Annotated in this window: 26 protein-coding genes; 10 read left to right on the forward strand and 16 right to left on the reverse strand. The window is 51.3% G+C overall.

Annotation, left to right across the window (positions count from 1 at the left end):
- Nucleotides 1-85: 85 nt before the first annotated feature.
- On the forward strand, nucleotides 86-433 hold the full coding sequence (locus tag HVZ39_RS14795; RefSeq protein WP_016152799.1) for a DUF488 domain-containing protein: 348 nt from the start codon (nucleotides 86-88) through the stop codon (nucleotides 431-433).
- A 7-nt stretch (nucleotides 434-440) separates the two neighbouring features.
- On the opposite strand, the gene HVZ39_RS14800 is transcribed toward HVZ39_RS14795, so the two are convergent.
- The gene (locus tag HVZ39_RS14800) at nucleotides 441-689 is read right to left on the reverse strand and encodes a DUF333 domain-containing protein (RefSeq protein ID WP_016152798.1); all 249 of its coding nucleotides are present in this window, start codon (nucleotides 687-689) and stop codon (nucleotides 441-443) included.
- 186 nt (nucleotides 690-875) lie between these two features.
- Here HVZ39_RS14800 and HVZ39_RS14805 point away from each other — a divergent pair, with 186 nt between their 5' ends.
- The 3 genes from HVZ39_RS14805 to yoaJ are packed head-to-tail and all read left to right on the forward strand — an operon-like array spanning nucleotide 876 to nucleotide 2,124.
- Nucleotides 876-1,901, forward strand: a complete 1,026-nt coding sequence (locus tag HVZ39_RS14805) for a sensor domain-containing diguanylate cyclase (protein ID WP_131381123.1) — start codon at nucleotides 876-878, stop codon at nucleotides 1,899-1,901.
- A gap of 47 nt (nucleotides 1,902-1,948) precedes the next feature.
- The gene (locus tag HVZ39_RS14810) at nucleotides 1,949-2,047 is read left to right on the forward strand and encodes a YoaK family small membrane protein (RefSeq protein WP_032941789.1); all 99 of its coding nucleotides are present in this window, start codon (nucleotides 1,949-1,951) and stop codon (nucleotides 2,045-2,047) included.
- Between the two features lie 2 nt (nucleotides 2,048-2,049).
- Entirely contained in the window at nucleotides 2,050-2,124 is a 75-nt protein-coding gene (yoaJ, locus tag HVZ39_RS14815) for a protein YoaJ (RefSeq protein WP_101700011.1), read from the forward strand.
- Between the two features lie 49 nt (nucleotides 2,125-2,173).
- Here the strand turns inward: yoaJ and HVZ39_RS14820 are convergent, their stop codons facing one another.
- On the reverse strand, nucleotides 2,174-2,422 hold the full coding sequence (locus HVZ39_RS14820) for a GlsB/YeaQ/YmgE family stress response membrane protein (protein WP_047498947.1): 249 nt from the start codon (nucleotides 2,420-2,422) through the stop codon (nucleotides 2,174-2,176).
- A gap of 359 nt (nucleotides 2,423-2,781) precedes the next feature.
- Between HVZ39_RS14820 and fdhF the strand changes: the two genes are divergently transcribed.
- Nucleotides 2,782-4,929, forward strand: a complete 2,148-nt coding sequence (gene fdhF / locus HVZ39_RS14825) for a formate dehydrogenase subunit alpha (protein ID WP_075847295.1) — start codon at nucleotides 2,782-2,784, stop codon at nucleotides 4,927-4,929.
- Between the two features lie 49 nt (nucleotides 4,930-4,978).
- Here the strand turns inward: fdhF and HVZ39_RS14830 are convergent, their stop codons facing one another.
- From HVZ39_RS14830 to HVZ39_RS14875, 10 genes are all read right to left on the reverse strand, one after another.
- Nucleotides 4,979-5,626, reverse strand: coding sequence for a hypothetical protein (locus tag HVZ39_RS14830; protein WP_016156293.1), 648 nt, complete (start codon nucleotides 5,624-5,626; stop codon nucleotides 4,979-4,981).
- Between the two features lie 215 nt (nucleotides 5,627-5,841).
- A complete protein-coding gene (locus tag HVZ39_RS14835) occupies nucleotides 5,842-6,024 on the reverse strand; it encodes a DUF1869 domain-containing protein (protein WP_003832433.1) in 183 nt (60 codons plus the stop codon).
- Between the two features lie 3 nt (nucleotides 6,025-6,027).
- Nucleotides 6,028-6,390, reverse strand: coding sequence for a DUF1971 domain-containing protein YeaR (yeaR, locus tag HVZ39_RS14840; RefSeq protein ID WP_005120376.1), 363 nt, complete (start codon nucleotides 6,388-6,390; stop codon nucleotides 6,028-6,030).
- 173 nt (nucleotides 6,391-6,563) lie between these two features.
- Nucleotides 6,564-7,202, reverse strand: coding sequence for a leucine efflux protein LeuE (gene leuE / locus HVZ39_RS14845; protein ID WP_016152793.1), 639 nt, complete (start codon nucleotides 7,200-7,202; stop codon nucleotides 6,564-6,566).
- 140 nt (nucleotides 7,203-7,342) lie between these two features.
- Nucleotides 7,343-7,954: a metal-binding protein ZinT gene (zinT, locus tag HVZ39_RS14850; RefSeq protein ID WP_230330239.1), complete on the reverse strand. Its 612-nt coding sequence runs from the start codon at nucleotides 7,952-7,954 to the stop codon at nucleotides 7,343-7,345.
- Nucleotides 7,955-8,078: 124 nt separating this feature from the next.
- The gene (locus HVZ39_RS14855) at nucleotides 8,079-8,669 is read right to left on the reverse strand and encodes an ATP-binding cassette domain-containing protein (RefSeq protein WP_029139511.1); all 591 of its coding nucleotides are present in this window, start codon (nucleotides 8,667-8,669) and stop codon (nucleotides 8,079-8,081) included.
- Nucleotides 8,653-9,447, reverse strand: coding sequence for an ATP-binding cassette domain-containing protein (locus HVZ39_RS14860; protein WP_131348377.1), 795 nt, complete (start codon nucleotides 9,445-9,447; stop codon nucleotides 8,653-8,655). Before HVZ39_RS14860 ends, HVZ39_RS14855 begins: the two co-directional genes overlap by 17 nt.
- Nucleotides 9,441-10,253, reverse strand: a complete 813-nt coding sequence (locus HVZ39_RS14865; protein ID WP_181632617.1) for an ABC transporter permease — start codon at nucleotides 10,251-10,253, stop codon at nucleotides 9,441-9,443. The genes HVZ39_RS14860 and HVZ39_RS14865 overlap by 7 nt, the downstream gene beginning before the upstream one ends.
- Nucleotides 10,243-11,217, reverse strand: coding sequence for an ABC transporter permease (locus tag HVZ39_RS14870; RefSeq protein WP_016156289.1), 975 nt, complete (start codon nucleotides 11,215-11,217; stop codon nucleotides 10,243-10,245). Before HVZ39_RS14870 ends, HVZ39_RS14865 begins: the two co-directional genes overlap by 11 nt.
- Nucleotides 11,217-12,803: an ABC transporter substrate-binding protein gene (locus HVZ39_RS14875; protein ID WP_181632618.1), complete on the reverse strand. Its 1,587-nt coding sequence runs from the start codon at nucleotides 12,801-12,803 to the stop codon at nucleotides 11,217-11,219. Before HVZ39_RS14875 ends, HVZ39_RS14870 begins: the two co-directional genes overlap by 1 nt.
- A 432-nt stretch (nucleotides 12,804-13,235) precedes the next feature.
- Here HVZ39_RS14875 and HVZ39_RS14880 point away from each other — a divergent pair, with 432 nt between their 5' ends.
- Entirely contained in the window at nucleotides 13,236-15,323 is a 2,088-nt protein-coding gene (locus tag HVZ39_RS14880) for a TonB-dependent receptor (RefSeq protein ID WP_181632619.1), read from the forward strand.
- 284 nt (nucleotides 15,324-15,607) lie between these two features.
- Here the strand turns inward: HVZ39_RS14880 and htpX are convergent, their stop codons facing one another.
- The 4 genes from htpX to HVZ39_RS14900 all read right to left on the reverse strand — a co-directional run bounded on the left by htpX (nucleotide 15,608) and on the right by HVZ39_RS14900 (nucleotide 20,030).
- Nucleotides 15,608-16,489: a protease HtpX gene (gene htpX, locus HVZ39_RS14885; protein WP_003034964.1), complete on the reverse strand. Its 882-nt coding sequence runs from the start codon at nucleotides 16,487-16,489 to the stop codon at nucleotides 15,608-15,610.
- A 192-nt stretch (nucleotides 16,490-16,681) separates the two neighbouring features.
- Entirely contained in the window at nucleotides 16,682-18,730 is a 2,049-nt protein-coding gene (gene prc, locus HVZ39_RS14890; RefSeq protein ID WP_046276431.1) for a carboxy terminal-processing peptidase, read from the reverse strand.
- 19 nt (nucleotides 18,731-18,749) lie between these two features.
- A complete protein-coding gene (gene proQ / locus HVZ39_RS14895; protein WP_003833781.1) occupies nucleotides 18,750-19,436 on the reverse strand; it encodes an RNA chaperone ProQ in 687 nt (228 codons plus the stop codon).
- 96 nt (nucleotides 19,437-19,532) lie between these two features.
- Nucleotides 19,533-20,030, reverse strand: coding sequence for a GAF domain-containing protein (locus tag HVZ39_RS14900; RefSeq protein ID WP_016152783.1), 498 nt, complete (start codon nucleotides 20,028-20,030; stop codon nucleotides 19,533-19,535).
- A gap of 128 nt (nucleotides 20,031-20,158) precedes the next feature.
- Between HVZ39_RS14900 and yebS the strand changes: the two genes are divergently transcribed.
- The 4 genes from yebS to HVZ39_RS14920 all read left to right on the forward strand — a co-directional run bounded on the left by yebS (nucleotide 20,159) and on the right by HVZ39_RS14920 (nucleotide 25,886).
- Nucleotides 20,159-21,442 (forward strand): membrane integrity lipid transport subunit YebS, encoded by a 1,284-nt coding sequence (gene yebS / locus HVZ39_RS14905; protein ID WP_181632620.1) that lies wholly within the window; start codon nucleotides 20,159-20,161, stop codon nucleotides 21,440-21,442.
- Nucleotides 21,411-24,044 carry a PqiB family protein gene (locus tag HVZ39_RS14910; protein WP_019076590.1) on the forward strand — a complete coding sequence of 878 codons (2,634 nt, stop codon included), beginning with the start codon at nucleotides 21,411-21,413 and terminating at the stop codon, nucleotides 24,042-24,044. Before yebS ends, HVZ39_RS14910 begins: the two co-directional genes overlap by 32 nt.
- Before the next feature lie 116 nt (nucleotides 24,045-24,160).
- A complete protein-coding gene (gene rsmF / locus HVZ39_RS14915) occupies nucleotides 24,161-25,549 on the forward strand; it encodes a 16S rRNA (cytosine(1407)-C(5))-methyltransferase RsmF (protein ID WP_249419355.1) in 1,389 nt (462 codons plus the stop codon).
- Nucleotides 25,550-25,649: 100 nt separating this feature from the next.
- Nucleotides 25,650-25,886 carry a YebV family protein gene (locus HVZ39_RS14920; protein ID WP_029139506.1) on the forward strand — a complete coding sequence of 79 codons (237 nt, stop codon included), beginning with the start codon at nucleotides 25,650-25,652 and terminating at the stop codon, nucleotides 25,884-25,886.
- Nucleotides 25,887-25,888 lie beyond the last annotated feature (2 nt).

The raw sequence follows: 25,888 nt of genomic DNA on the forward strand, positions 1-25,888 counted from the left end.
AATTGTCACGTTTTACGATCTTATTTAACCGTAATAAAGGTGTCGAAATATATCAAAGCAGTGGATTAATGGAGCGGATGAAAAGATGAAAATTCAATGTAAACGCGTATATGACCCAGCAGAAAAAAATGATGGTTATCGCGTACTGGTCGACAGGTTGTGGCCTCGCGGGGTAAAAAAGACCGACCTTATTTTTAACGAATGGAATAAAGCGCTTACGCCGTCATCTGATTTACGCAAGGCGTTCCACGCAGAATTGATTGATTTCACACACTTTTCCGAGCAATATCGCGCTGAACTCGCCCTACAGCAGCAGGAAGGAAAGCGTCTCGCAGAGATTGCCCGACAGCAAACCTTAACGCTACTGTATGCGGCGAAAAACACCCAGCAAAACCACGCGCTGGTGCTGGCTGAATGGATACGTCAATGCTAACCGGATTTCATTTGCCCGTTGTCGGATGATCTCTGCGCCAGAGCGCCCATTCATCAATCACTTCCCCGCCCGGTAATTTGCAGTCCGACCTTACGCCTTGCGGGGTCTGCACCGCAATCAGCGAGCCGCCCTTTTGTTCGCAATATACCGATGCCGGATTCGCCAGACCAATCTTCGGCGGTTTGGGGGCTTCGGGCTGAGTGGTACATCCCGCTAGCACCAACAAGCCGGGCAAAATTATAGAGGCCAGTTTCATATCGACTCCTGTTAAAAACCTTATCCCGGCAGGTTACCCCGACTTTCCATCTATCTCCATGTTTTACTGCCAGCTTTCAATTTAATGTTTAAGTTTTGAGCGGGATGGCGTGTTTCATCTTTCATCTTGATGTTCTATCATGCGGGCCACGTCAGCCCAGTCATTACTCAGGAGCATTTACACCTCATGTCGGACATGATCCTTGCCAGAGTCTCACAATCCTTAGCCACGGAGCAGTCAGTTGAGAGCCTGGTTCGGCAACTTCTGGAGATGCTGGAAGTTGTGACTGAGATGGAATCCACCTATTTAACCAAGGTCGATTTAGATGCCCGCCTGCAGCATATTTTGTATGCGCGCAATAGCAAGCAGATGCAGATCCCTGAAGGGCTGTCCGTACCCTGGGATGAGACGCTATGCAAACGCGCCATAGACGAAAACTGTCTGTACAGCGACAACGTCCCCGCTCGCTGGCCGGAGTGTACCGCCGCCCGCGCGCTGGAGATAACCACTTTCCTGAGCACGCCGGTTCATCTTCCCGACGGAACGTTTTACGGTACGCTCTGCGCCACCAGTCGCCACCAGCACGCATTAAGCCAACGTGGCGAACAGGTGTTACATCTGTTTGCGGGCCTGATCGCCCAGTCAATTCAAAAAGAGTCGCTGGTTGCTCAGTTACGCGAAGCGAATGCCGCGCTGATTGCGCACTCTTACACCGATGCCCTGACCGGATTACCGAATCGGCGCGCCATTTTTGAAAATGTTGAGACTCTTTTTTCCCTTGCCCGACATCTCAGGCAGAAGATTATTTTTGCCTATATTGATTTGGATGATTTCAAATTGATCAATGACCGCTTTGGCCACGAGGTTGGCGACCAGTTTCTGATCCAGATTGGTCAGCGTCTGCTTCGCGAATGCGGTGACAACGATATCCTTGGCCGACTGGGTGGTGACGAATTTTTAGTCGTGAGCCTGTCACCGGAAGATGACAGGGATCCGCGGGACCGCCTGCAGCAGGTGAAAAATCAGCTACAACAGCAAATTTGTGGTGACTACCACCTGGGTGACATTCATCTATTTTATCCTGGCGCCAGTCTGGGCGTGGTGGAAATTAATCCGTTGGAGACTGATGTAAACTGCGCGCTTCACCTCGCAGACAGCGCAATGTACAAGGATAAAAAGCGTCAGGATAAAACCACTTTTGTCGTACATTAAGCCCTGCTATGCTAACCCGTCTTTAAATAACTCTGGCAGATAATCGTATGCGACTCGGTATTATTTTCCCCGTCATCATTTTCATTTCCGCTGTCGTTTTCTTATCCTGGTTTTTTATTGGCGGCTACGCTGCGCCGGGAGCATAACGATGAAAAAAACAACGCTTATTATGATTGGCGTGGCTATCATCGTCGTTCTGGGAACAGAATTCGGCTGGTGGTGACCTAAGAAAAAGGCCACATATTAGTGGCCTCTATTGTCTGTATGTTTACTTAGCTTTTGATTTTTCTGTAGATAAACAACACTACAATCGCACCGATCACCGCCACGGCGAAACTACCGAAGTTGAAACCATCGACTTTACCAAAACCAAATAAGGTGCTGATCCAGCCACCCACTACTGCACCGACAACCCCTAAGATAATGGTCATAAAGAATCCGCCGCCATCTTTACCCGGCATAATCCATTTTGCCAAAATCCCAGCAATAAGACCGAAAACCACCCATGAAATAATGCCCATAATTTCCCTCACTTATGTTTTTAAATTAACGATTCACTCGTCGTATAAAAGCATAGCATAGCGCTGAAAAATTAAAATTTGTGATCGCTATCACTTCTGTTTTTCATCTTTTTCCGATGTTTCATAAGGTTACACCGCTGACCGGCAGACTAATTTTGTCGCGCCTCGTCATTAATGTCGAATCGTCAGTCATTCTGCTTAACGCTTTGGCCGTCAGCCCCTGCTATTGCTGGGTTTTCACTTCTGGCACACTTTATGCTTAAACAGCCCGTCACTACGACACATCGTAGTCCGCGATGCGTATCGCGTGACTGCGTCTACAATTCGCGCTATTTCAGCATTTAACAGGTCTGTTATTGATGAAAAAAATCACCAGTGTATGCCCATACTGTGGGGCCGGGTGCAAGCTCAAGCTTGTTGTTGAGAATAACAAAATCATCCGCGCTGAGGCCGCAGAGGGTGTAACGAACCAGAATCAGTTATGCCTGAAAGGCTATTATGGTTGGGACTTTCTTAACGACACACGCCTTCTGACTCCCCGTCTGACTCGCCCGATGATCCGTTATGAAAAAGGTGGAAAATTCACTCCCGTTAGCTGGGATGAAGCCATTCGTTACACCGCAAAACGCTTAACTGAAATCAAAAATACCTATGGCCCTCGTGCCATCATGACCACCGGATCTTCCCGTGGAACTGGGAATGAGACCAACTACGTGATGCAAAAATTCGCACGTGGCGTGCTCCATACCAACAATGTCGATTGCTGTGCCCGCGTCTGTCACGGCCCTTCCGTGGCCGGGTTACAGGAAACGTTAGGCAATGGCGCCATGAGCAATTCCATCAGCGACATTGAAAACTCAAAATGCCTGCTGATCTTTGGTTATAACTGTGCCGATTCACACCCAATTGTGGCCCGCCGGGTAATTAAAGCTCGCCAGAACGGCGCAAAAATCATTGTTTGCGACCCACGCCGTATTGAAACTGCCCGTATCGCTGACCAACATTTGCAGTTGAAAAACGGTTGCAATATGGCGCTGGTCAACGCGTTTGGCCATGTTCTCATCGAGGAGCAACTCTACGATCGCGAGTATGTACAAAAGCATGCGGAAGGACTGGAAACATACTGGGAAACCGTTAAGGAGTATGCGCCTGAAGACGTTGAACATTTAACCGGTGTTCCTGCACAGCAGGTTCGTCAGGCGATGCGTACATTTGCTGCGGCGCCATCGGCCACCGTGATGTGGGGGATGGGCGTCACCCAGTTTGGTCAGGCCGTTGACGTGGTTCGTGGTTTGTCGAGCCTGGCCTTGCTGACCGGAAATCTGGGACGCCCTAACGTCGGTGTTGGCCCGGTGCGCGGGCAAAATAACGTGCAGGGCGCGTGCGATATGGGGGTGCTGCCTAACCAGTTTCCAGGGTATCAGGACGTAACCGATTTCGCCGTCAGGGAGAAATTTGCCACCGCATGGGGCATTGACGTTAATCAGATGGATGACAAGGTTGGGACCCGCATCACCGAAGTTCCGCATCTGGCTATCGAAGGCAAAATCAAAGCCTACTACATCATGGGAGAAGATCCGCTGCAAACCGAGGCCGATTTGGGTCTGGTCCGCGAAGGATTTAACGCGCTCGATTTTATCGTCGTGCAGGATATCTTCATGACCAAGACGGCGGAAATGGCCGATGTCCTCCTGCCTGCCACCTCATGGGGTGAACACGGTGGCGTCTTTACCTGCGCCGATCGCGGTTTCCAGCGTTTTGAGAAAGCGATTGAACCCACCGGTGATGTAAAGCGTGACTGGGAGATTATCAGCCTGCTGGCCAGCGAAATGGGCTATCCAATGCAGTATCAAAATAACCAGCAAATCTGGGATGAGATGCGCGAGCTGTGTCCACTGTTCTACGGCGTGACCTATGAGAAAATGGGTGAGATGGGTCATGTTCAGTGGCCATGTCCCGATCTCGATAGTCCTGGTACACCCTACCTTTACGCGCACAGCCAGTTTGATACCGCCAATGGCAAAGGCAAACTGTTTGCCGCACCGTGGCGAGCGCCTGCAGAAGTTCCTGATGAACAATATCCGCTGGTGCTGTGTACCGTGCGTGAGGTTGGGCACTACTCCTGCCGTTCGATGACCGGCAACTGCGCAGCGTTGCAAGCACTGGCAGACGAGCCTGGGTATGTGCAAATCAATACCCATGATGCTGAAAAAATGGGTATTCGTCATCGCGATCTGGTATGGGTCAGCTCGCGCCGCGGTAAGGTTATCAGCCGCGCGGATGTCTCCGAGCGCATCAATGTCGGAACAGTCTATATGACCTATCAATGGTGGATTGGCGCGTGTAACGAGTTAACCCAGGACAATCTCGATCCTATTTCGAAAACGCCGGAAACCAAATATTGCGCCGTAAATATTGAACACATTACCGATCAGGGGTGGGCAGAAAAATATGCCGCACAAACGTATAGCGATATGAAGTCACGTCTATGTGAGGCTATTGCGTAAGTCACCGCCATCATCGCCTGAGTCTGGCTTTCCAGACTCAGGCCTTATCTCATGACTTCGCCAGCTGTGGTTCACTGAAGCGGATGGATGCAGCTTCCTCCTGCTTATCCCGCCGCATAAAGCCGAGGTTCATCAGAAACAATCCCGCCATAAACGGTAGTTCGTACAGTTCTTCAATCAGATCGCCATACTGAGCATTGTGCAGAAAGATGGGAGCCAGCAGACGATGATGCTCTACCGTATCGGAGATCAAAAATGCACAGGTGGTGATCGCTAACAGCCACAGAGGTAGCGGTTCATTGCGAAAGCGACGGGCAATATCCTGGCGTAAGCGCTTCGAAATCAGCACTGGCAGAATAATCATGGCAATCAATACCACTGAGATAGCCCGGAACAGGAGTTTAGGATGCTCAGGAAAATAATCACGGCCCCAACTTGTGCTTCGGCCCAGTAATACCAGCCACCACGCTGCCGCCCAAAGCCAAAATTGCTTCTCGCCTTCGGGACGTGATAAGGGCCTGATGTAGCTGAGTGTAAATATGGCACCAAACAGCAGCCATAGCGCCTGGCCATTTTCAATCCAGCTGACGACAGTACCGTTGAGTAGCGGGAGATGCCAGTTCGCGGCGAACGGGATCGCCACGATGGCTAATCCGAGAATGATTGTGGGTAATGTAAGTCGGGTATTGAGTTTCATAAGCGCGATGTTCTGTTTTATATCTGTTTCGCGATCATAACCCCTGTGAATGATCAACTATTAGCAATCAATGCGAATCTCTTAAGGTATTCTTAAGGAATCCTTTCTGGATATTTCCCTGTTTCGCCCACAAAAAAAACGCACTGCGCCGTCAAAGCGCAGTGCGGTTTTTAGATTAAAAATTAATATATTCAATCAGTAGCAGTGACTAATGCCTACCACCCGCAGACTTCGTGCTCATTTTCGGTATCGTACGAACGCACGGTATTGACCAGATCTTTGACCACTTCAGCTGCCACATCCGGCACCAGTAATGTCATTGGCGCCTCTGTTTCATAATCAACAGAAACACCGTTGCTGTTATTGGTCACGGTTACGGTATAGGTTGCTTTACCCATGATTTACTCCTTGCCGGTGCGCACGACTTTTCGTTGATTTGCACTCTCCATCAGAACTTCCGGGGCGACGAAAAAATCGATATTAAAGTAAGTATCGTCGGTCATCACTTCGATGTTATGCCATTTTTCCGGTGGAAAAACGCCAAACTGACCGGCTTCAATAATCATTACCTCTACTGGCTCCGGACTGTGTTCGTCTGCGTATCCGAGATATTTGACCGCCCCCTGCATAACCGAAAGTCGAGGATAAACCCCGGCTCGGGTCCCTTTATCAAGGTGGCGTTCGAAAATTCCGGCAGGCGCCGTTTCTTTGTTCCAGAATGGCGTAGAGCGTGTATGGATATGATTCTGTGGAATTTGAAGCATTTTTCTTCCCTTTTCCAGTCGACAACCAGCGAGTCATATTGAACCGCTGCTGTACACAGGGTACGCCTCAAAATATATATTTAAAATACCATTTATTGGTTATAACCGTACGATTATAAATGAAAAGCAGAGCGCAATATTAAAGGCCCGCCGCAATCAGCGGGCCGATGGCATCACGATTGAAGCGTGGCCAGACGGGCGGCAAAACCAACGAAAATCAGGCCGATAAGGGAATTCCCCACTTTGGCCAGTTTCTTCTTCGTACGGATATATTGCGTCACAAACGCGCCGGAGAAAATAAGGAAGCTCAAATAGAAAAAGCTCACTATCTCAAGCGTAATAGCCAGAATAAAGAATGACAGCCCTGAATGCGGCGCATTGACATCAATAAACTGCACGAAGAACGACACATAAAACAGAATAGCTTTGGGATTGGTCAGGCTCAGGATTAATGCGCGCTTAAAAATAGCGCCAAATGGGACTTCCTCGGGCGCGGCGTCGCTTGCTTTCGATTTCAGTGTTGCATACAGGATCTTCGCGCCAAGATACAGTAAATAGAAAGCGCCAAGATAACGAACGATATTGAACAAAACGGGCGTTGTTTTAATCAATGCGGCAACACCGGCATAGGCCAAAAACATCAACACGGCATCACCAATAAACACACCGCTGGCGGCGAGATACCCCCCCTTTACTCCCCTACCGACGCTGTTTTTCAGCACAAATATCGTATTTGGCCCCGGTACCAGCACGATAAAAATAGCCCCCACCAGATACGTCCAGTAATTCAGAACTCCATACTCTGCGAACACGTTAACCTCTTCCTGAAAAAACACATGCACTTGCTGCGATACAATATGCTAACGAATGCGACAGGTGATGGAAAGAGCAGGTTATTAATTAAAAAAACCCGCCACTGGTGGCGGGTGTGTACAGATAAGGTTAGCCCAGATTAATGGTGCAGCATCTCATCCACTACTTCTTCGCCCTTCAACTGATAAGGGTAGTAGGTAGGCCAGTTTTCCATCTCCTCAAGCAAGGCAGCCTGCGAGGTATTTCCCATAAAGATATGGAAGTGGCTCGATTTACGCGGCGCGATAATATGATCGCTGAATTGCACGTATTTAGGCGCTTTGCTGTCAGCGGCTTTACACTCAAACAGATACCGTACACCTTTCTTGCCTGATTTATAGTGCAAGATTTTATACCCGGCATAATCGTATTTGCACGATGCGACCTGATTACCGGTGTGAAATTCCATCACGCCATCTTCGATGCCGATGGTGTCTACATTGGTTGCATAGCCTGTACGGTAATAAGCTTTAATTTGTTCTGCCGTTTTGCTTTTATCTTTCTCCGCTTTCTTTTTGAAAACCGGATCAAGTTCGCCACTGACCAGATACGGATAGACAGATTGCCACATGCCATCCCAGTCGGACAGCGCCCGGTTCTGCACCTGGTTATCATCAAATACCCCTTCCGACGCCTTTTGTTCTGCTTCACTCATCGGCGCACCATGGGAATGATGACCATGCGCCAACACCTGCCCACTGACTAAAAGCATCCCCAGAGCGATTGTCAGTTTGTTAAAACGAATAGCCAAAATTTCACCCTCAAATCGTTTGCGAGTGAATTGTTATAATATAACGTAACAATTTAATCAATAGACATTACTGCACGTTATTGCCTCACGCTTCAATGAGTTTTCTGGAGCAAATCTGCTCAAGCAGAGCCTGCTGATGGCTGATAATGAGCATACCTAATGGCCGACGCTGGCACTCTTCAAGCAGCAATACCCAGATATCTTTTTGAATGGAAGGATCGAGCTGGGCGGTAATTTCATCGGCAATAAGAAAACGTGTCCGCGGATCCAGCGCGCGAAGTAAAGCAATTCGCGCCAGTTCACCGCCAGAAAGCTGTCCGGGACGGCGAGTTAACCACTCAGGGTTGATGTGAAGACGGGTAAGCAGTTCAGCATCAGGTCGCCAGGCATCATGAACCGCATCGCCGGTGCTACGCCGCGGGTTAAAGGTTAATTCCGGATGCTGTGGCACCAGTTGCACCGGGCAATACTGGTGCATTGGCAGCGGTTGGTCATCAACCAGAATGTCACCCGAGGTCGGTTTTTGCCAGCCCGCCAGTACGCGCCCCAACGTTGTTTTGCCGGTTCCGCTGGGTGCGCAAACCCCAATGCGTTCTCCGGGGCGCAGAGAGAAGGTCAGATTTTGCCATAGCACCTTTCCTCCCTGACAAATCGTCACCTCACGACAGCACAGCATCGCGCTCTCCAAAAAGTTGATTTCTTTCAGGCAGCGCACGCCATTGGCGTTGCAGATGCTCGCTGATCTCTCCGCGTAACAGCTGTTCCCGGCTGACGTTATCCGACACCCTTCCCTGGTGCAGCGCGACAATGCGGTCCGCATGGCGAGCGGCCAGCGTAAGGTCGTGCGTTACCCATAAAACGCCAGCCCCTTGCTCACATTGCTCACGTAGCTGTTCAAGCAGTTGATTAGCCAGCGGTGCATCAAGCCAGGCGGTAATTTCATCCGCCAGAATATAGCGGGCCTGACTCAGCGACGCGTGACAGGCCAGAACACGTTTCGCCATCCCCCCTGACAGCTGGCGTGGGAAGGCATCTAATACGCGACTTTCCAGTTGGCTACGCTGGAGCAATCGTTCAATTTTTCCGGCATTCCAGGCCTGGCCGGAGAGCTGACTTGCCCTGCGCAGATGCTTTTCAATCGAGAGCAGCGGGTTAAGCGCCTGAACGCCTTGCGGGACATAGCTGAAAGCATTACCACGACATTTGCGAATATCATCACTGTCCAGCGTTTTCCCCTCCAGGGTGATGGAGCCGTTGAAGCGCAAATTGTCCGGTAAGAGATCAAGCAGACATTGCAGCAACAGGCTTTTACCTTCCCCACTTCCCCCGACTAACGCCACCATCTGACCAGGCGCTACGTCGAAAGAGATATCCTGCAACAGCGAAGACCAGTTTCTCGCGCCGTACCAGCGATAACGCGCCACGTCCAGCGAGACCTGTCTTAAACTCAACATGCGTCACCTCGTAACCATAAACGATGCACTGCCCTTGCGAGCTGATCGAATAACATAACCAGACTGAATAGCATCAGCCCGGGAAACAGCACTAACCACCAGTCGCCATGACTGATAAACCTCAGCGCATCAGCCAGCAACAGGCCCAGCGATGGTTCATGCGGCGCCAGCCCAAAACCGAGGAAGCTCAACGCCGCGCTGTGCAACACCGCGTGGGGAAACATCAGCAAGGTTCCCGTTAACCACTGGGGTAACAATGCCGGGAGATAGTGATGCCGCCAGCAGTAAAAATGTCCGTGTCCCAGACGCCAGGTTAACGTCAGATAGTCACTGTGGGCCACGCGCTGTGCTTCGGCACGCAGGATTAACGCCAGACGCGGCCAGTGGGTCAACGCAACCGCCATAATCACCCCATTTTTTCCGCCGCCCAGCGTGAAACAGATCAATATGAGCAACAGCAGATGCGGCATTGACAGCAGGGCATCGGTAATCAGACGCATTAGTACATCCAGACGCGGATGTATACGTGAAACCGCCGCCATCATTAATGCGATGAAGCCGCTGCACAACGCCGCGCCAATACCAATTTGCAGACTGGTTAACGCGCCCTGAAAGCAACGAATCCACAGATCGCGACCGAGGTTATCGGTGCCAAACCAATACAGCGCATCAGGCGGTAAATGACGGACAAGCAGATTAACGCTCAATGGGTTATCTAGCGTCGCTGCGCCATACACCGCAATGCCTAGCAGGCAGCTAAAAGAGAGCAGAAGACGAATCAGCGTCGGCGTCGGATTATAGAGCATCAGGTCGCTCCAGAGCACGGTTCAACACATGGACAAGCCAGGTAGACAGCGAGTTGCCAATGAACACTAACACGGTACTGAACAACACAATTCCCATCAGTAACGGCAGATCGCCGCGTAATCCGGCATCAATAGTGGCCTGTCCCAGTCCCGGATAAGCAAAAACTTTTTCCGCTAGCAGTGCGCCGCCCAGCAGTTCTCCCAGCGAGGCGAACTGCAGGCACAGCGCGGGCGTGATAGCGTGGCGCAGAACCTGATGACGCAACAGCGACCAGCCTTTATCTCCCTGAGAACGCGCAAAACGGACAAAATCGCTTTTCATCACGCTGGCGATACTTTCCCGCGTATGAAGTGTAATTTGGCCAAGTCCCAATAAACTTAGCGCGCAAACGGGCAGCACTAAATGGCGCAGACGCTCAGCCAGCGTGGCCATATCACCACTGTTGCCCGGCTCCCACGCGCAGCAGACCGGAAATACCGGCCAGCGCACGGCAAATAACGCCAGCAGCAGCATGCCAATCCAGAAGGTCGGCAACGACGAAAGCAGATAGCTGAGTCGACAGATTGCTTTATCCGGCCAGCGATTCAGATAACGACCCGCGACAAACCCCATTGCCGTTCCCAGTATGCCGGAGAGCAGCCACGCGCCGCCAAGCAAGGCAAACGAAGTCGCAAAGCGCTCCTTGATTACGCTGGCAACCGGTGCATTAAACAACATTGAGTAGCCGAGATCGCCCTGCAATACACGTATAAACCAGTGACCAAAACGCTCCCATAACGGCTGGTCTAATCCCCAGCGAGCAGCGATACGCGCATATTGTTCCGGCGGCACGTGCAGGAGATCGTTTCCGATATAGGCGCGAATCGGATCGACAGGAGAAAAGCTGAGCAGCATAAAAGTGCCAGCCGCAACCAGCACTAATAACACTATCAGCCGTAGAAAATGGCCTACAACAGACTTCATCAACGGCAGGTCCAGGTCCATTCATCCAGATTATTGAGCAGGGACCAGCTACCGTGGATCTCCGGCGCGCCTTTGCCTAAGTCAATACACGGATTTGCCAGATAAGTGTGCTGAATGTTCAGCAGCCATGCCCAGGCGGCATCGCCCTGCACCCCAGCCCCTTGCTTTCCATCCCACTCCACCTGTTGCCAGAAAGGCAACGCTTTTTGCCAGTCCGGAGCATCAATGGCCTGTTTAAGATGTTGTTCAACGACGGGATTGCTGTAATAGCCTGGATTGTAGTATTCCACGCCCGCGGCCTGATTGCTGTAGTGATGGAAAAGCTCCATCGGATCCAGGCTTCCCCAGCCAAACAGCGTCGGATTCGAATGCATATGCCGCTGAACGGTTTCCCAGCTTCCGGATTGCAGCGAGACCTGAATACCCACGGGCTCCAGCATCGCACGTACGGCCTCGGCTAAATCCCGGCGCGTACTATCACCGCTGGCGTACCACAGAGTCAGGCGAGCCTCTTTACCGTCTTTCACACGTACGCCATCTTTCCCCACCTTCCAGCCGGCTTCTTCCAGAATCGTCCGTGCTTTTTCGCTGTCGCCATCTTTGAACGCAACTGACTGTCCCTGCCATGGCAGGCCCTGAACCGCGCTATACGCCGGAATCGCATGACCTTCCATGACCTGATCGGCAAGTTGTTTACGATCGATGGCGTAGTTGATGGCGCGTCTGATGGCGATATCAGCCGTGATATCGTTACCGATCGGATAACCATTGGCGTCTTTTTTACCCGCAGGAACCATCGGGAACACAATGCCACGGTTTTCCACGCTGTCGCGTACCCAAAGCTTCAAATTCTGCTGTTGAGGGGCGACCGCCATCGAAGGCGCAATACGCACGAGTCCCAGTTGACCACTGCGCGCTGCGGCATAAGCGTTATCTTCATCAAGGAAGACAAACACCAGCTTACTGAAATCATTTTTCTTACCGGCATACCAGGGGTTCGCCTCCACGATCAGCTGCTGCCCCGGCTGAAAACTCACCAACCGATAAGGGCCCGCGCCAATCGGATTTTTGGCGAATGTTTTTTCGTCATACCGTTTTTCGGGAACAATACCCAAAGAGCCCAGCACGTTCACAAAGGTGCTCTGCGGGCTGCGCAGCGTGATTTCTACCGTGCGGTTATCTTTCAGGCTGGCATGAGTAAAGTTTCCCATGTCGATTTTGCCGCCGCTCTTTGCAGCTTTATTATAGGTGAACACCACATCTTCAGCGGTTAGCGGGGAACCATCGGAGAATTTAAGGTCGGGTTTTAACGTCAACGTCCAGGTTTTGCCGTCAGCACTGGTTTCAACTTTTTCCGTCAGCAGGTTACCCCAGCTCATATCTGCGTTTTGTTTTAATAATGGTGCATGCAAAAGCAAATAGCTGCCATGACTCCAGCCCAGCATCGGGTCAAACCCTTCCGTTGGCTCAGGTCCAATTGCCAGCTTCAACGTCTGCCCCTCGCTCACATTTTGCGCGGCGAGAAGTAGTGAGGTTAATGCGAGAGTCAATGCGCACGTAAGCAGTGCCAGCTTGCCTTTAATCATTATGTTATCCAGATTTGCGTTATTTTTATGCCGCTCAACGATTCATTGCCGTTAAACGGTCTCCTGGGGAAGGGATTATGGCGGACTGAAATGACGAAAAAAATGATGCGGCGCAGAAAAGTATGACGATTCTCTAAAATTATCATACTTTTTTCTGATACTCCTAATTGAGTACCCTCTGAATCACAGAAAATAGATTAAATGTTAGCCATTCAATTAATGGCAAATTAATTACAACCTAATGATTACAAATACTAATTATTGGTCATTTCCGCTATTTACTTAGCTAAAACTAATGACAATTTATGTATATTTATTCAAGAAAAACACCAGAAGTGATAAGTTATGTAAACATATAATGATAATTATTTTTATTATCATTCCCATCAATTATCTTACTTCCTTTGAATTTTTAACAAAGGAAGTTTGACTATGCGCTTAAAACCTGTTGCTTCTGTTGTTCTGTCCTGTTTAGGATTTTCCAGTCCCCTGGCCTTCGCTGAAGATGTTATGGTGGTAACCGCTTCCGGTTACGAAAAGAAAATCACCAACGCTGCCGCCAGCATCTCCGTTATTTCACAGCAAGAGTTACAAACCAATAAATATAATGATTTAGGCGAAGCCCTGCGTTCTGTTGAAGGGGTGGATGTTGAAAGCAGCACTGGTAAAACCGGTGGCCTGGAGATCAGCATCCGTGGCATGCCCGCCAGTTATACCCTGATCCTGATTGACGGTATTCGTCAAAACGGCAGCAGCGATGTGACGCCAAACGGCTTCTCAGCTATGAATACCAGCTTTATGCCTCCACTGGCGGCAATCGATCATATTGAGGTGATCCGCGGCCCGATGTCGACGCTTTATGGCTCCGACGCAATCGGTGGCGTGGTGAATATCATCACCAAAAAAAGCACCGATAAATGGAGCACCTCCATCAATACCGGCGTTAACCTGCAAGAGAGTAATAAATGGGGTAACAGCACGGTCGCCAACTTCTGGTCAAGCGGCCCGTTAATCGCTGGCGTACTGGATATGCAGGTTCGGGGTAGCACCACCCAACGTCAGGGTTCCAGCGTTACCTCCCTGAGCGATACCTCCTCCACTCGCGTACCTTATCCTACCGAGTCAGAAAACTATAACATCGGCACGCGACTCGACTGGAAGACGAATGAAAGCAATACGCTATGGTTAGATCTCGACTCCGCCAGACAGCGCTATGATAACGATGACGGTCAGTTGGGTAACCTGACGGGGGGTTACGATAAAACGCTGCGCTATGAGCGTAACAAAGTCACCCTCGGCCACGATACCGCCTTAACGTTCGGCACATGGAAATCCTCCCTCGGCTGGAATGAAACTGAGAACAAAGGACGACAACTGGTCTCCTCCGCACTCACGCCAGAGAACGCAGGCCGGGCCGGTGACGCACGTGAACTGAAGAACACCAACGTCATTCTGGACTCAGTACTGCTGACACCATTAGGTGATTCGCACCTCTTAACCCTCGGCGGGGAATATTGGGATGCGCGCATGAAAGACGGTGTGGTGCTGGCCAATACCGGCGAAACGTTCCATCAAAAAACGTGGGCAGCCTATGTAGAAGATGAATGGCATATTCTCGACTCGTTGGCCTTAACCGCAGGGACACGCTACGAGCATAACGATGTCTTTGGCGGCCATCTCAGCCCACGAGCGTATATGGTTTGGGACGTATCCGACGAATGGACGCTCAAAGGTGGCGTGACGACAGGTTATAAAGCGCCATCACTGAGCCAGTTACATAACGGGATCAGCGGCGTAACCGCGCAAGGAACCGTGAATACGGTCGGTAATCCGGACCTAAAACCTGAGGAAAGTATCAGCTACGAAACCGGGCTGTATTACGAGAACGACACCGGGCTGAACGCCAACATTACCGGCTTCTATACCGAATACAAAAATAAAATTGTCTCGTATTCTATCGATGATAATACCAACAGCTATACCAACAGCGGCAAGGCAAGGACCGATGGCGTTGAATTTGCCAGCACCTTCCCTCTGTGGTCGGATGTGCTGACTTTATCCCTCAACTACACCTACACCCAGAGCAAGCAAAAAGATGGTGACAATAAAGGCGCGCCGTTAAGCTACACGCCAAAACATATGGCTAACGCTCGCCTGAACTGGCAGGCAACGGAAGATATGAATGCCTGGCTGAGCGCACGTTATCGCGGTAAAGCCCCACGCTTTACCGAAAATTACAACAACCTCAGCGCAGTACAAAAGGCCGTCTATGACGATAAAGGCGCTGATTTAAAAGCCTGGACCGTTCTCGACATGGGGATGTCTTATAAGCTGACCAAAGATCTGACGCTGAATACGGCGGTCAATAACGTGCTGGATAAAGACTTTAGCGAGGTTAAACTTTACCAGGTGGGCCGTAATAGCACCTACGCAGGAGATTACTATCAGACTGCACAATCCACTACCGGATATGTAAACCCGGGCCGTAACTATTGGGTATCGTTAAACTACCAGTTCTGATTTAGTTTTTTCCTACCAGACGGGCTGTCAATGATAGCCCGTCGACCACTGGGTTTCACCAAATGCCCGGCACTGTTCTTTTTGCCAGCCAGCGGGGCTCCAATGTTTTTACCAGAGATAAAGCGACAAGGAATATTTTCGTTCCCGGCAGAGAAAAATGACGGAATGAGAGGTAAAGCTGAACTGGGACAGAATAGTCTGGGCGAGGCTTTAATCGATAGCTTTAAATAGCCATTATGTTTTATGAGTCACGGAGCAACGAGTGCCCCGTGACAGTCATTAACTTACTTCAAATACTCTCCGCTGCGCAGCGCTTCAATACGTTTATCCAACGGCGGGTGAGTCATAAACAGCTCACTCAACGACTTGGATTTACCGTTGATGCAGAACGCCATCATGCTGGTCGCTTCCTGCGGCTCATAGCTGGTTTTCAGACGTTGCAGCGCGGCGATCATTTTCTCACGCCCCACCAGTTTTGCTGAACCGGCATCCGCATGGAATTCACGATGACGTGAGAACCACATGGTAATAATGCTCGCCAGAATACCAAACACCAGTTCCAGCACCGTCGCCACTGCGAAGTAGATCAATGGGTTGCCGTTACTGCCCTCACCCTCATCGCGGTTTCCGCCCATAAAGCCAGCGGCAATTTGCGCCAGAATACGTGAGATAAAGATAACGAAGGTGTTCACCACACCCTGAATGAGCGTCATGGTAACCATATCGCCATTAGCAATGTGGCTGATTTCATGCGCGATAACGGCTTCGGCTTCGTCCGGGCTCATGTTTTGCAACAGGCCTGTACTCACAGCCACCAGCGAAGCATCCCGGCGCGCACCGGTAGCAAACGCGTTAATATCTGGCGCATGGTAGATTGCAACCTGCGGCATAGCGATCCCAGCCTGGCGAGCCTGATTCGCTACCGTATTCATCAGCCAGCGTTCTCTTTCATTGCGAGGCTGTTCGATCACTTCCCCACCAACGGATTTTAACGCCATCCATTTGGACATCAGCAGCGAAATGAAGGAACCACCAAAACCAAACAGCAGTGCCATGATCAACAAGCCTTGAACGCTGCTTGACTGAATCCCTGTCAGGCTCAATACCAGCCCGAAAACGACCATCACAGCCAGGTTCGTCAGCAGGAAGAGCGCGATTCGCATCATAATTTTCTTTTAACCTCAATTTAACAAAACGCACTATGCGATTACCCATATCGTATGGGTCTTATGGCTATTTTCAAGCATCCATAGGTGCTAAGTCACCAGAAAGACACAACTTTACATTTTATCGTATCACACTGACGTCTTCATGCGTTTGTTAAAAAAACAGGCACAATTTCTTGTGCCTGTTGGAGGTTATTTACTGGTTGCTGGCTGTTCCGCTGGCTTTTCTTTTTCAAGATGCGCCAGGTCAAGCGCAATTTTTACCGTTTCATCCAGGTAGGGATCTGGTTCCTGGTAATCCTTCGGTAAATCGTCCAGTTTTTTCAGCGGCGGCTTACCTTCTCGCTTAAACCGATCGTTGATACGCGCCAGACGCATTGCGTCATCTTCGTTATTCTCTTTCTCACGCTGAGCGTAATTGAGAGAAGCGATGTTACGTTTATCCTTCATCGCATTGAAACGCGCAATATCCTTCATGATGTACTGGAACTCAGGATCGTTGGCAATACGTGCATTGTGCTCTTTTAACAATTCAGGTCCGAACGGCGTCAGATTCTCTGATTTGGTGTAAGTCGCAGCATCAATGCTATCCCATGGCAGCGCGTTATCTTCAAACTTCTCACCGGTTTCCGTTTCTTCATTACCTGTCGGCATGATGATGTCCGGCGTAACGCCCTTACGCTGTGTACTGCCACCGTTTACACGGTAGAATTTCTGGATCGTATACTGAACAGAACCCAGCGCCGGCCATTCCGGACGCAGCATCTGATCATAAATACGGTTCAGAGAGCGATACTGCTGTACAGTGCCTTTCCCGAAAGTCGGTTCACCAACGATCAGCGCACGACCATAATCCTGCATTGCCGCAGCAAAAATCTCTGATGCCGAAGCACTGAAGCGATCGACTAACACTACCAGCGGGCCTTTGTAGTACACAACGCCGTCGGTATCGCTGTCTTCACGCACTTTACCGTTATTGTCACGAACCTGAACCACCGGGCCGGAAGGAATGAACAGACCGGAGAGCGAAACGGCTTCGGTCAACGCGCCGCCACCGTTAGTGCGCAGATCGATAATGACGCTGCTGACGTTCTGTTTTTCCAGCTTCTGCAACTGAACTTTGACATCATCCGTCAGGCCAACATAGAAGCCAGGGATATCCAGTACGCCGACTTTTTCTTTACCAACGGTTTTCACGGACATTTTCACGGCGCGGTCTTCGAGACGAATACGTTCACGCGTTAACGTGACGGTACGCGTCTTAGTACCTTTACCGGCAGGCAGGATTTCAAGGCGAACTTTGCTGCCTTTGGGTCCTTTGATCAGCGCAACAACGTCATCCAGACGCCAGCCAATCACGTCGACCATTCCCTTACCGGTCTGACCCACGCCGACAATACGGTCGCCAACGCTTATTGCTTTGCTCTTGGCTGCCGGGCCGCCCGCCACCATGGAGTTAATGACGGTGTAGTCATCATCCATTTGCAAAACCGCGCCAATACCTTCCAGAGACAGGCTCATTTCAGTATTGAACTGTTCGGTATTGCGTGGAGAGAGATAGTTAGTATGCGGGTCGATCTCACGGGCGAAAGCCGTCATCGCCAGAGAGAACACATCTTCGCTGTTGGTCTGCGCCAGACGGCGAATCGCAAACTTGTAGCGACGCGTCAGCGTTTCACGAATTTCCGCATCGGTTTTGCCGGTCAGCTTCAGGCTGAGTTCGTCAAATTTAACCTTGCCGTCCCACAGCGCGTTAAGCTCTGCTTCGCTCTTCGGCCATGGCGCTTTGCTCCGGTCGAGGTTAAAGGTGTCGGTACCGGTGAAATCCATTGGACGTGCCAGTACGCTTAAAGCGTACTGATAACGTTCAAATCGGCGTTTTTGCGCCAGATTATAGAGATCGTAAAAGACATCCAGCTTGCCGGTACGCAGTTCATCGCCAAGGACCGTTTTCTTTTTTGCATACTGTTCGATATCGCTCGCCAACAGCACGTTGTGGCTGTAGTCGAGCAGATTCAAATAGCGGTCAAAAATTTTTGCCGAAAACGCCTGATCCAGATCGAACTGGCGATAGTGCGAACGCGTAAAACGCGATGTCACACGTTCACTTACCGTCGCATGCTGGGTTTCTTCCTTTAAAACGGGGATTTGATCGGCACGCGTGATATCTTCCACAGCAAGTGCCTGGCCTGCTAATGCAAGCAGACCAGCTAACGCAGTAAGCCTAAAAAAAGTGTTCATGCCAGGCCTGGCCTCCGTTTCAGAACACCAGGTGTTCTGCGCGTACAATCAAAGACATACCCGAATTCAGCTGTACACGGACGCCATCTTTGGTGATTTCTAATACGGTGGCATCCATCGCATTATTACCTGCTTTCACCTTCAGAGACTGCCCTACCGTCAGTACTGAAATATCAGATACCGGGGTATGCTGTTCTTCACGAGGAGCACGCGGTGCTTTTGCTGCTGGTTTCTCAGCGCGAGGTTTACGCTCAGCGCCTTCTTTACGACGCGGTGCAGGACGCGGCTTACGCTCGCGACGCGGTGCGTCTTCTTTTTCACCGGCAGCAGCGGCTGCTTCGCGTTTTTTCGCCTGTTGCTCTGCACGTTGCGCCTGAACGCGGGCTTTAGCTTCTTCCAGCTGTTTGCGAGCATGTTCAACATGCTGCTCATCCAGCTCACCACAAGGGTTGCCGTCGAGATCAACACGCGTTGCGCCCAATTTAACGCCATACAGATAGCGCCAGCTTGAAGTATAGAGACGTAAGGCAGAGCGGAGCTGCGTCTTGCTGAGGTTCATTTCGCCCTCAACACGCTCTACCAGATCCTGAAAAATGCCAATTTTCAGTGGGCGCGCTTCGCCTTCCGCACTAAAACACTGCGGGAAGCGTTCGGCCAGAAACGCGATGACTTCTTTACTGCTATTCAACTTAGGTTGATTTTCCATGAAATTTCCTGATTACAACGGACGTAGCCAACAAGCGCAGGCATGAACAGGCGACATTATAATGACGTCATCAGTAATTGCTACGTTATCCGTTGATTATCCTGCGACGCGCGCAAAGAATTTTTTGTAATCCGTCGTTGCAAGCACGGTTTCAAGCTGTGCCACCAGCGTTCGCAGCCCCTGTTCATCCTCGTCAGTAAAGCGGCCAAACGCCGTGCTATCGATATCCAGCACGCCGATTATCTGATTTTCGACGGTGATTGGCAGGACGATTTCAGCGTTGCTGGCGGCATCACATGCGATGTGTCCGTCAAAAGCATGAACGTCCTCAATGCGCTGAACCTGGTTCTGCGCTACTGCGGTCCCACACACCCCGCGTCCTACCGGGATCCGCACGCAGGCGATTTTTCCCTGGAAAGGTCCCAGCACCAGCGTATCGTTTTCGAGCAGATAAAAACCGGCCCAGTTTACTTCTGCAAGACGTTCGTACAACAACGCGCTGGTATTTGCCAGCGTTGCCAGAAAACTGGTTTCACCTGCCATTAATGCCTGAAAGTCACGGTTCAGATCCGTGTATAGCTCTGTTTTGTTCATTATGTAATCACTTAGTTGTCTTACTTAAAGCTGCAGCCTACTAAAATAAACATTAAATGCGTTAATGCTCAAGATCATTCCCGTCATGAGTTAAGATAACATTACTTCAACAATTTGATTCGCGATACATGGCCTTAACGACACCACGCATCACGCCGACTAAAAAAATAGCCATCAGGTCCATTGGTGATGCCCTCCCTCGTGCGCATTACCATCGTTGCCCTGAATGTGACCTGATCTTTAGCTTGCCTAAAATGCGTTCGCACCAAAGTGCATTTTGCCCACGCTGTCAGGCAAAAATTCGTGACGGACGCGACTGGTCATTAACACGACTGGCGGCTATGGCTTTCACCATGCTGCTGCTGATGCCCTTTGCCTGGGGAGAACCGCTCCTGCACATCTATTTATTAGGTGTGCGCATTGACGCCAATGTGCTGCAAGGCATCTGGCAAATGACCCGACAAGGCGACCCACTCACCGCATCCTTTGTACTCTTTTGCGTTGCCGGCGCGCCCATCATTCTCGTGACCTCAATCGCTTATCTGTGGTTTGGCAATATTCTTGGGATGAACCTGCGCCCAGTGCTGCTGATGCTGGAAAGGCTCAAAGAGTGGGTGATGCTTGATATCTATCTGGTGGGCATTGGCGTCGCATCAATCAAAGTTCAGGACTATGCTTTTTTGCAACCCGGTGTAGGTCTGTTTGCTTTTATTGCGCTGGTGATCCTCAGTGTTTTGACGCTGTCGCACCTTAACGTTGAGCAGCTTTGGGACCGTTTCTACCCGCAAAGACCAGCCCGTCGGCCCGATGAAAAACTCCGCATCTGCCTCGGCTGCCACTTTACAGGTTATCCGGACGCCCGAGGTCGCTGCCCTCGCTGTCATATCCCGTTACGCTGGCGCAGGAATCAAAGTATCCAAAAGTGTTGGGCTGCTCTGCTGGCCTCGATCGTCCTGCTTTTGCCTGCTAATCTGCTGCCCATCTCGGTAATTTATGTCAATGGCGGCCGCCAGGAAGACACGATCCTGTCAGGCATAATGTCCCTGGCGAACAGCAACGTCGGCGTGGCGGCGATTGTTTTTATCGCCAGTATTCTGGTGCCATTCACCAAAGTGATTGTGATGTTTACGTTGCTCATCAGCATCCATTTTAGATGTGAGCAAGGATTGCGTACCCGCATCAAACTGCTGCGTATGGTGACCTGGATTGGTCGCTGGTCGATGCTGGATCTCTTTGTTATCGCTTTAACCATGTCGCTGATTAATCGCGATCAGATACTTGCTTTTACTATGGGGCCAGCTGCGTTTTATTTCGGCGCAGCGGTAATATTGACTATTCTTGCTGTGGAATGGCTGGACAGCCGCTTACTTTGGGATGCACATGAGTCAGGAAACGCCCGCTTCGCAGACTGAAGCGCAGATTAAAACTAAACGCCGTATCTCTCCGTTCTGGCTGCTGCCTTTCATCGCGCTGATGATTGCAGGATGGCTTATCTGGGGAAGCTATGAAGATCGCGGCAATACCGTAACCATTGACTTTATGTCTGCTGACGGCATTGTGCCGGGCCGTACTCCCGTTCGCTATCAGGGCGTTGAAGTGGGCACCGTGCAGGATATCAACCTCAGCGAAGATCTACGCAAAATTGAAGTACGCGTCAGCATCAAATCGACCATGAAAGATGCTCTGCGCAAAGATACCCAGTTCTGGTTGGTCACGCCGAAAGCGTCGCTGGCGGGGGTTTCTGGCCTGGATGCGTTGGTTGGCGGCAACTATATCGGCATGATGCCCGGAACCGGCGAGCCGGAAGATCATTTCGTCGCCCTCGATACGCAGCCAAAATATCGTCTGGATAATGGTGATTTGATGCTGCACCTGCGCGCCCCTGACCTCGGGTCGCTCAATAGCGGTTCGCTGGTTTATTTCCGCAAGATTCCGGTGGGCCGGGTATATGACTACACCATCAACCCAAATCATCAGGGCGTAACCATCGACGTGCTGATCGAACGTCGCTTTACCAACCTGGTGAAAAAAGGCAGCCGTTTCTGGAACGTGTCCGGTGTGAATGCGGATGTCAGCCTCAGCGGAGCGAAGATCAAGCTGGAGAGTCTGGCGGCGCTAGTCAATGGCGCCATTGCTTTTGATTCGCCCGAAGACTCTAAACCCGCGGTGGCCGATGACACGTTTGGTTTGTATCAGGATCTCGCGCACAGCCAGCGGGGAGTGATCGTCAAGCTTGATTTACCCAGCGGCGATGGACTCAAGGCCGGCTCAACGTCGCTGATGTATCAAGGATTAGAAGTCGGGCAACTGACCAAACTGGATTTAAATCCAGGCGGTAAAGTGACCGGCGAAATGACGGTCGATCCCAGCGTCGTAACGCTGCTGCGCGACAATACGCGGATTGAATTACACAGCCCTAAATTATCGTTAAACGATGCCAATATCAGTTCGCTACTGACGGGCAAAACTTTCGAGCTGGTACCTGGCGAGGGCGAGCCGCGTAACCAGTTTGCGGTTATTCCTGCTGAGAAGTCGTTGTTACACGATCCGGGCGTCATGACGCTTACGCTGACCGCGCCGGAGAGTTACGGTATTGATGCCGGTCAGCCACTGATTCTTCACGGCGTACAGGTCGGTCAGGTGATTGATCGCACGCTCTCTGGCAAAGGTGTTTCATTTACCGTTGCCATCGAACCACAGCATCGCGCCCTGGTGCAAGGTGACAGTAAGTTTGTGGTCAACAGCCGCGTTGACGTCAAGGTCGGGCTTGATGGCGTGGAATTCCTTGGCGCCAGCGCCAGCGAATGGCTCAGCGGCGGCATTCGTATTTTGCCCGGTACCAAGGGTGAAATGAAAAAAAGCTACCCGCTGTATGCCAACCTGGAAAAAGCGATTGAAAACAGCCTGAGCGATCTGCCAACTACCACGCTCAGCCTGAGCGCCGAAACGCTGCCTGATGTGCAGGCCGGTTCGGTGGTCTTATACCGCAAATTCGAGGTCGGTGAAGTGATTAGCGTTCGCCCACGCGCCGATGCGTTTGATATCGATCTGCATATCAAACCGGAATATCGCAACCTGCTGACCAGCAACAGCGTATTCTGGGCCGAAGGCGGGGCAAAGGTTCAGCTTAACGGTAGCGGATTGACCGTACAGGCATCTCCCCTGTCGCGAGCGCTCAAAGGGGCGATTAGCTTCGATAACCTAAGCGGCGCCAGCGCCAGCCAACGCAAAGGCGACAAGCGTATTCTGTATGCTTCCGAAACCGCTGCACGTGCGGTGGGTGGCCAGATAACCCTGCACGCGTTCGATGCCGGTAAACTCGCGGCCGGCATGCCAATTCGCTACCTGGGGATCGATATCGGCCAGATCCAGACGCTTGAGCTGATCACCGCCCGTAACGAAGTTCAGGCAAAAGCGGTTCTGTATCCGGAATACGTGCAAACTTTTGCCCGTAGCGGTACCCGCTTCTCCGTGATCACACCGCAAATTTCAGCGGCAGGCGTCGAGCATCTGGATACGATCTTACAGCCGTATATTAACGTTGAACCAGGACGCGGTAACCCGCGCCGTGATTTTGAACTGCAGGAAGCCACCATTACCGACTCTCGTTACCTTGATGGTCTGAGTATTGTGGTAGAAGCGCCGGAAGCAGGTTCGCTGAATATCGGTACGCCAGTCCTGTTCAGAGGCATTGAAGTGGGGACCGTCACCGGGCTGACGCTGGGCTCGCTTTCTGACCGCGTGATGGTGGCGATGCGCATTAGCCAGCGCTATCAGCATCTGGTGCGGAACAACTCCGTGTTCTGGCTGGCATCCGGATACAATCTCGACTTTGGTTTGACCGGCGGCGTCGTGAAGACCGGTACCTTCAATCAGTTCATTCGCGGCGGAATCGCCTTCGCTACGCCACCGGGTACGCCGCTGGCCCCGAAAGCGCAGGCAGGTAAACACTTCCTGCTGCTCGAAAGCGAACCAAAAGAGTGGCGTGAATGGGGAACCGCCCTGCCACGTTAATCTCTCCCCTTGCTCCGGCGTACATACTCGCGCCGGAGCACTTATGCTACACTGCGCACCTGTTTTTTTGCCGGTGGTACCAAGTGGCTTATTTTCCCGACGCCTTTCTAAACCAAATGCGTGAAGCAATGCCTTCCACGCTCTCATTTGATGATTTTCTCGCTGCCTGCCAGCGTCCGCTGCGTCGCAGCATCCGCGTCAATACGCTGAAAATCTCCGTTGCCGACTTCCTCACTCTGACAGCACCTTACAACTGGTCGCTCATTCCGATACCCTGGTGCGCTGAAGGTTTCTGGATCGAACGCGATGATGAAAAGTCAGTACCGCTCGGCAGTACCGCGGAACATTTAAGCGGCCTGTTTTATATTCAGGAAGCCAGCTCAATGCTGCCGGTCGCCGCGCTGTTTGCCGATGGTAACACTCCGGATCGCGTGATGGATGTCGCGGCAGCCCCCGGCTCCAAAACCACGCAAATTGCCGCAAAAATGAAAAATCAGGGCGCGATTCTGGCAAATGAGTTTTCCGCCAGTCGCGTCAAAGTCCTGCATGCCAATATCAGCCGATGCGGGATAGCCAATGTCGCGCTAACCCATTTTGACGGGCGGGTATTTGGCGCAGCGTTGCCAGAAGCATTCGATGCCATTTTGCTGGACGCACCGTGTTCCGGTGAAGGCGTGGTGCGTAAAGATCCCGATGCACTAAAAAACTGGTCGCCAGAAAGTAATCTGGAAATTGCCGCAACCCAGCGCGAACTTCTCGACAGCGCCTTTCATGCCTTGCGTCCCGGCGGCACGTTGGTTTACTCGACCTGCACGTTGAACCGTGACGAAAATGAAGACATTATGCAGTGGTTGATTGAGACCTACCCGGACGCCGTCGAGTTTTTACCACTGGGCGATTTATTCCCGCAGGCTGAACGCGCCCTGACCCCGGAAGGATTCCTGCATGTGTTCCCGCAGATCTACGATTGTGAAGGTTTTTTCGTCGCGCGTCTGCGCAAAACTGCCGCGATCCCTGCACTACCGACGCCAAAATACAAAGTCGGTAACTTCCCGTTCAGCCCGCTTAAAGGACGTGAATCCGCGCTTGTCACTCAGGCCGCTAACGCCTGTGGATTGCAGTGGGAAGACACTCTGCGCCTGTGGCAGCGTGATAAAGAGATTTGGCTATTCCCAACCGAGATTGAACCCCTGATCGGCAAAGTCCGCTTTTCCCGACTCGGCATCAAACTCGCTGAAACGCACAATAAAGGGTACCGCTGGCAGCATGAAGCCGTCATTGCTCTCGCCAGCACAAATCACAGCCATGCGTTTGAACTGACCCTTGCCGAAGCCGAAGAGTGGTACCGCGGACGAGATGTCTACCCGCAGACCGCACCGACCACAGACGATGTGCTGGTTACGTTCCAGCATCAGCCGATTGGCCTGGCGAAACGTATTGGATCGCGATTAAAGAATAGCTACCCGCGCGATCTTGTCCGGGATGGCAAACTCTTTACAGGATAACGCACGTTTTTACTGGCGCTTTTGCTAACGTTGACTACGCTGAAAAATGGACGGCCTAACTGGTCGTACCACAACCAGCAAATAAACGGAGAGCACGATGATGAAAACCAGTGTGCGCATTGGCGCTTTTGAAATCGACGACGCCGAGTTACATGGCGAATCGCCAGGGGACCGAACGTTAACCATTCCGTGTAAATCCGATCCGGATTTATGCATGCAACTTGATGCCTGGGATGCCGACACCAGCGTCCCGGCTCTTCTTAACGGAGAACATTCAGTTCTATTTCGCGAGCACTACGATCGTAAGTCAGATGCCTGGATCATGCGCCTTGCCTGATT

Origin of the sequence: Citrobacter sp. RHB35-C21 (genome assembly GCF_013816515.1) — a bacterium.
Taxonomy (GTDB): domain Bacteria; phylum Pseudomonadota; class Gammaproteobacteria; order Enterobacterales; family Enterobacteriaceae; genus Citrobacter; species Citrobacter braakii.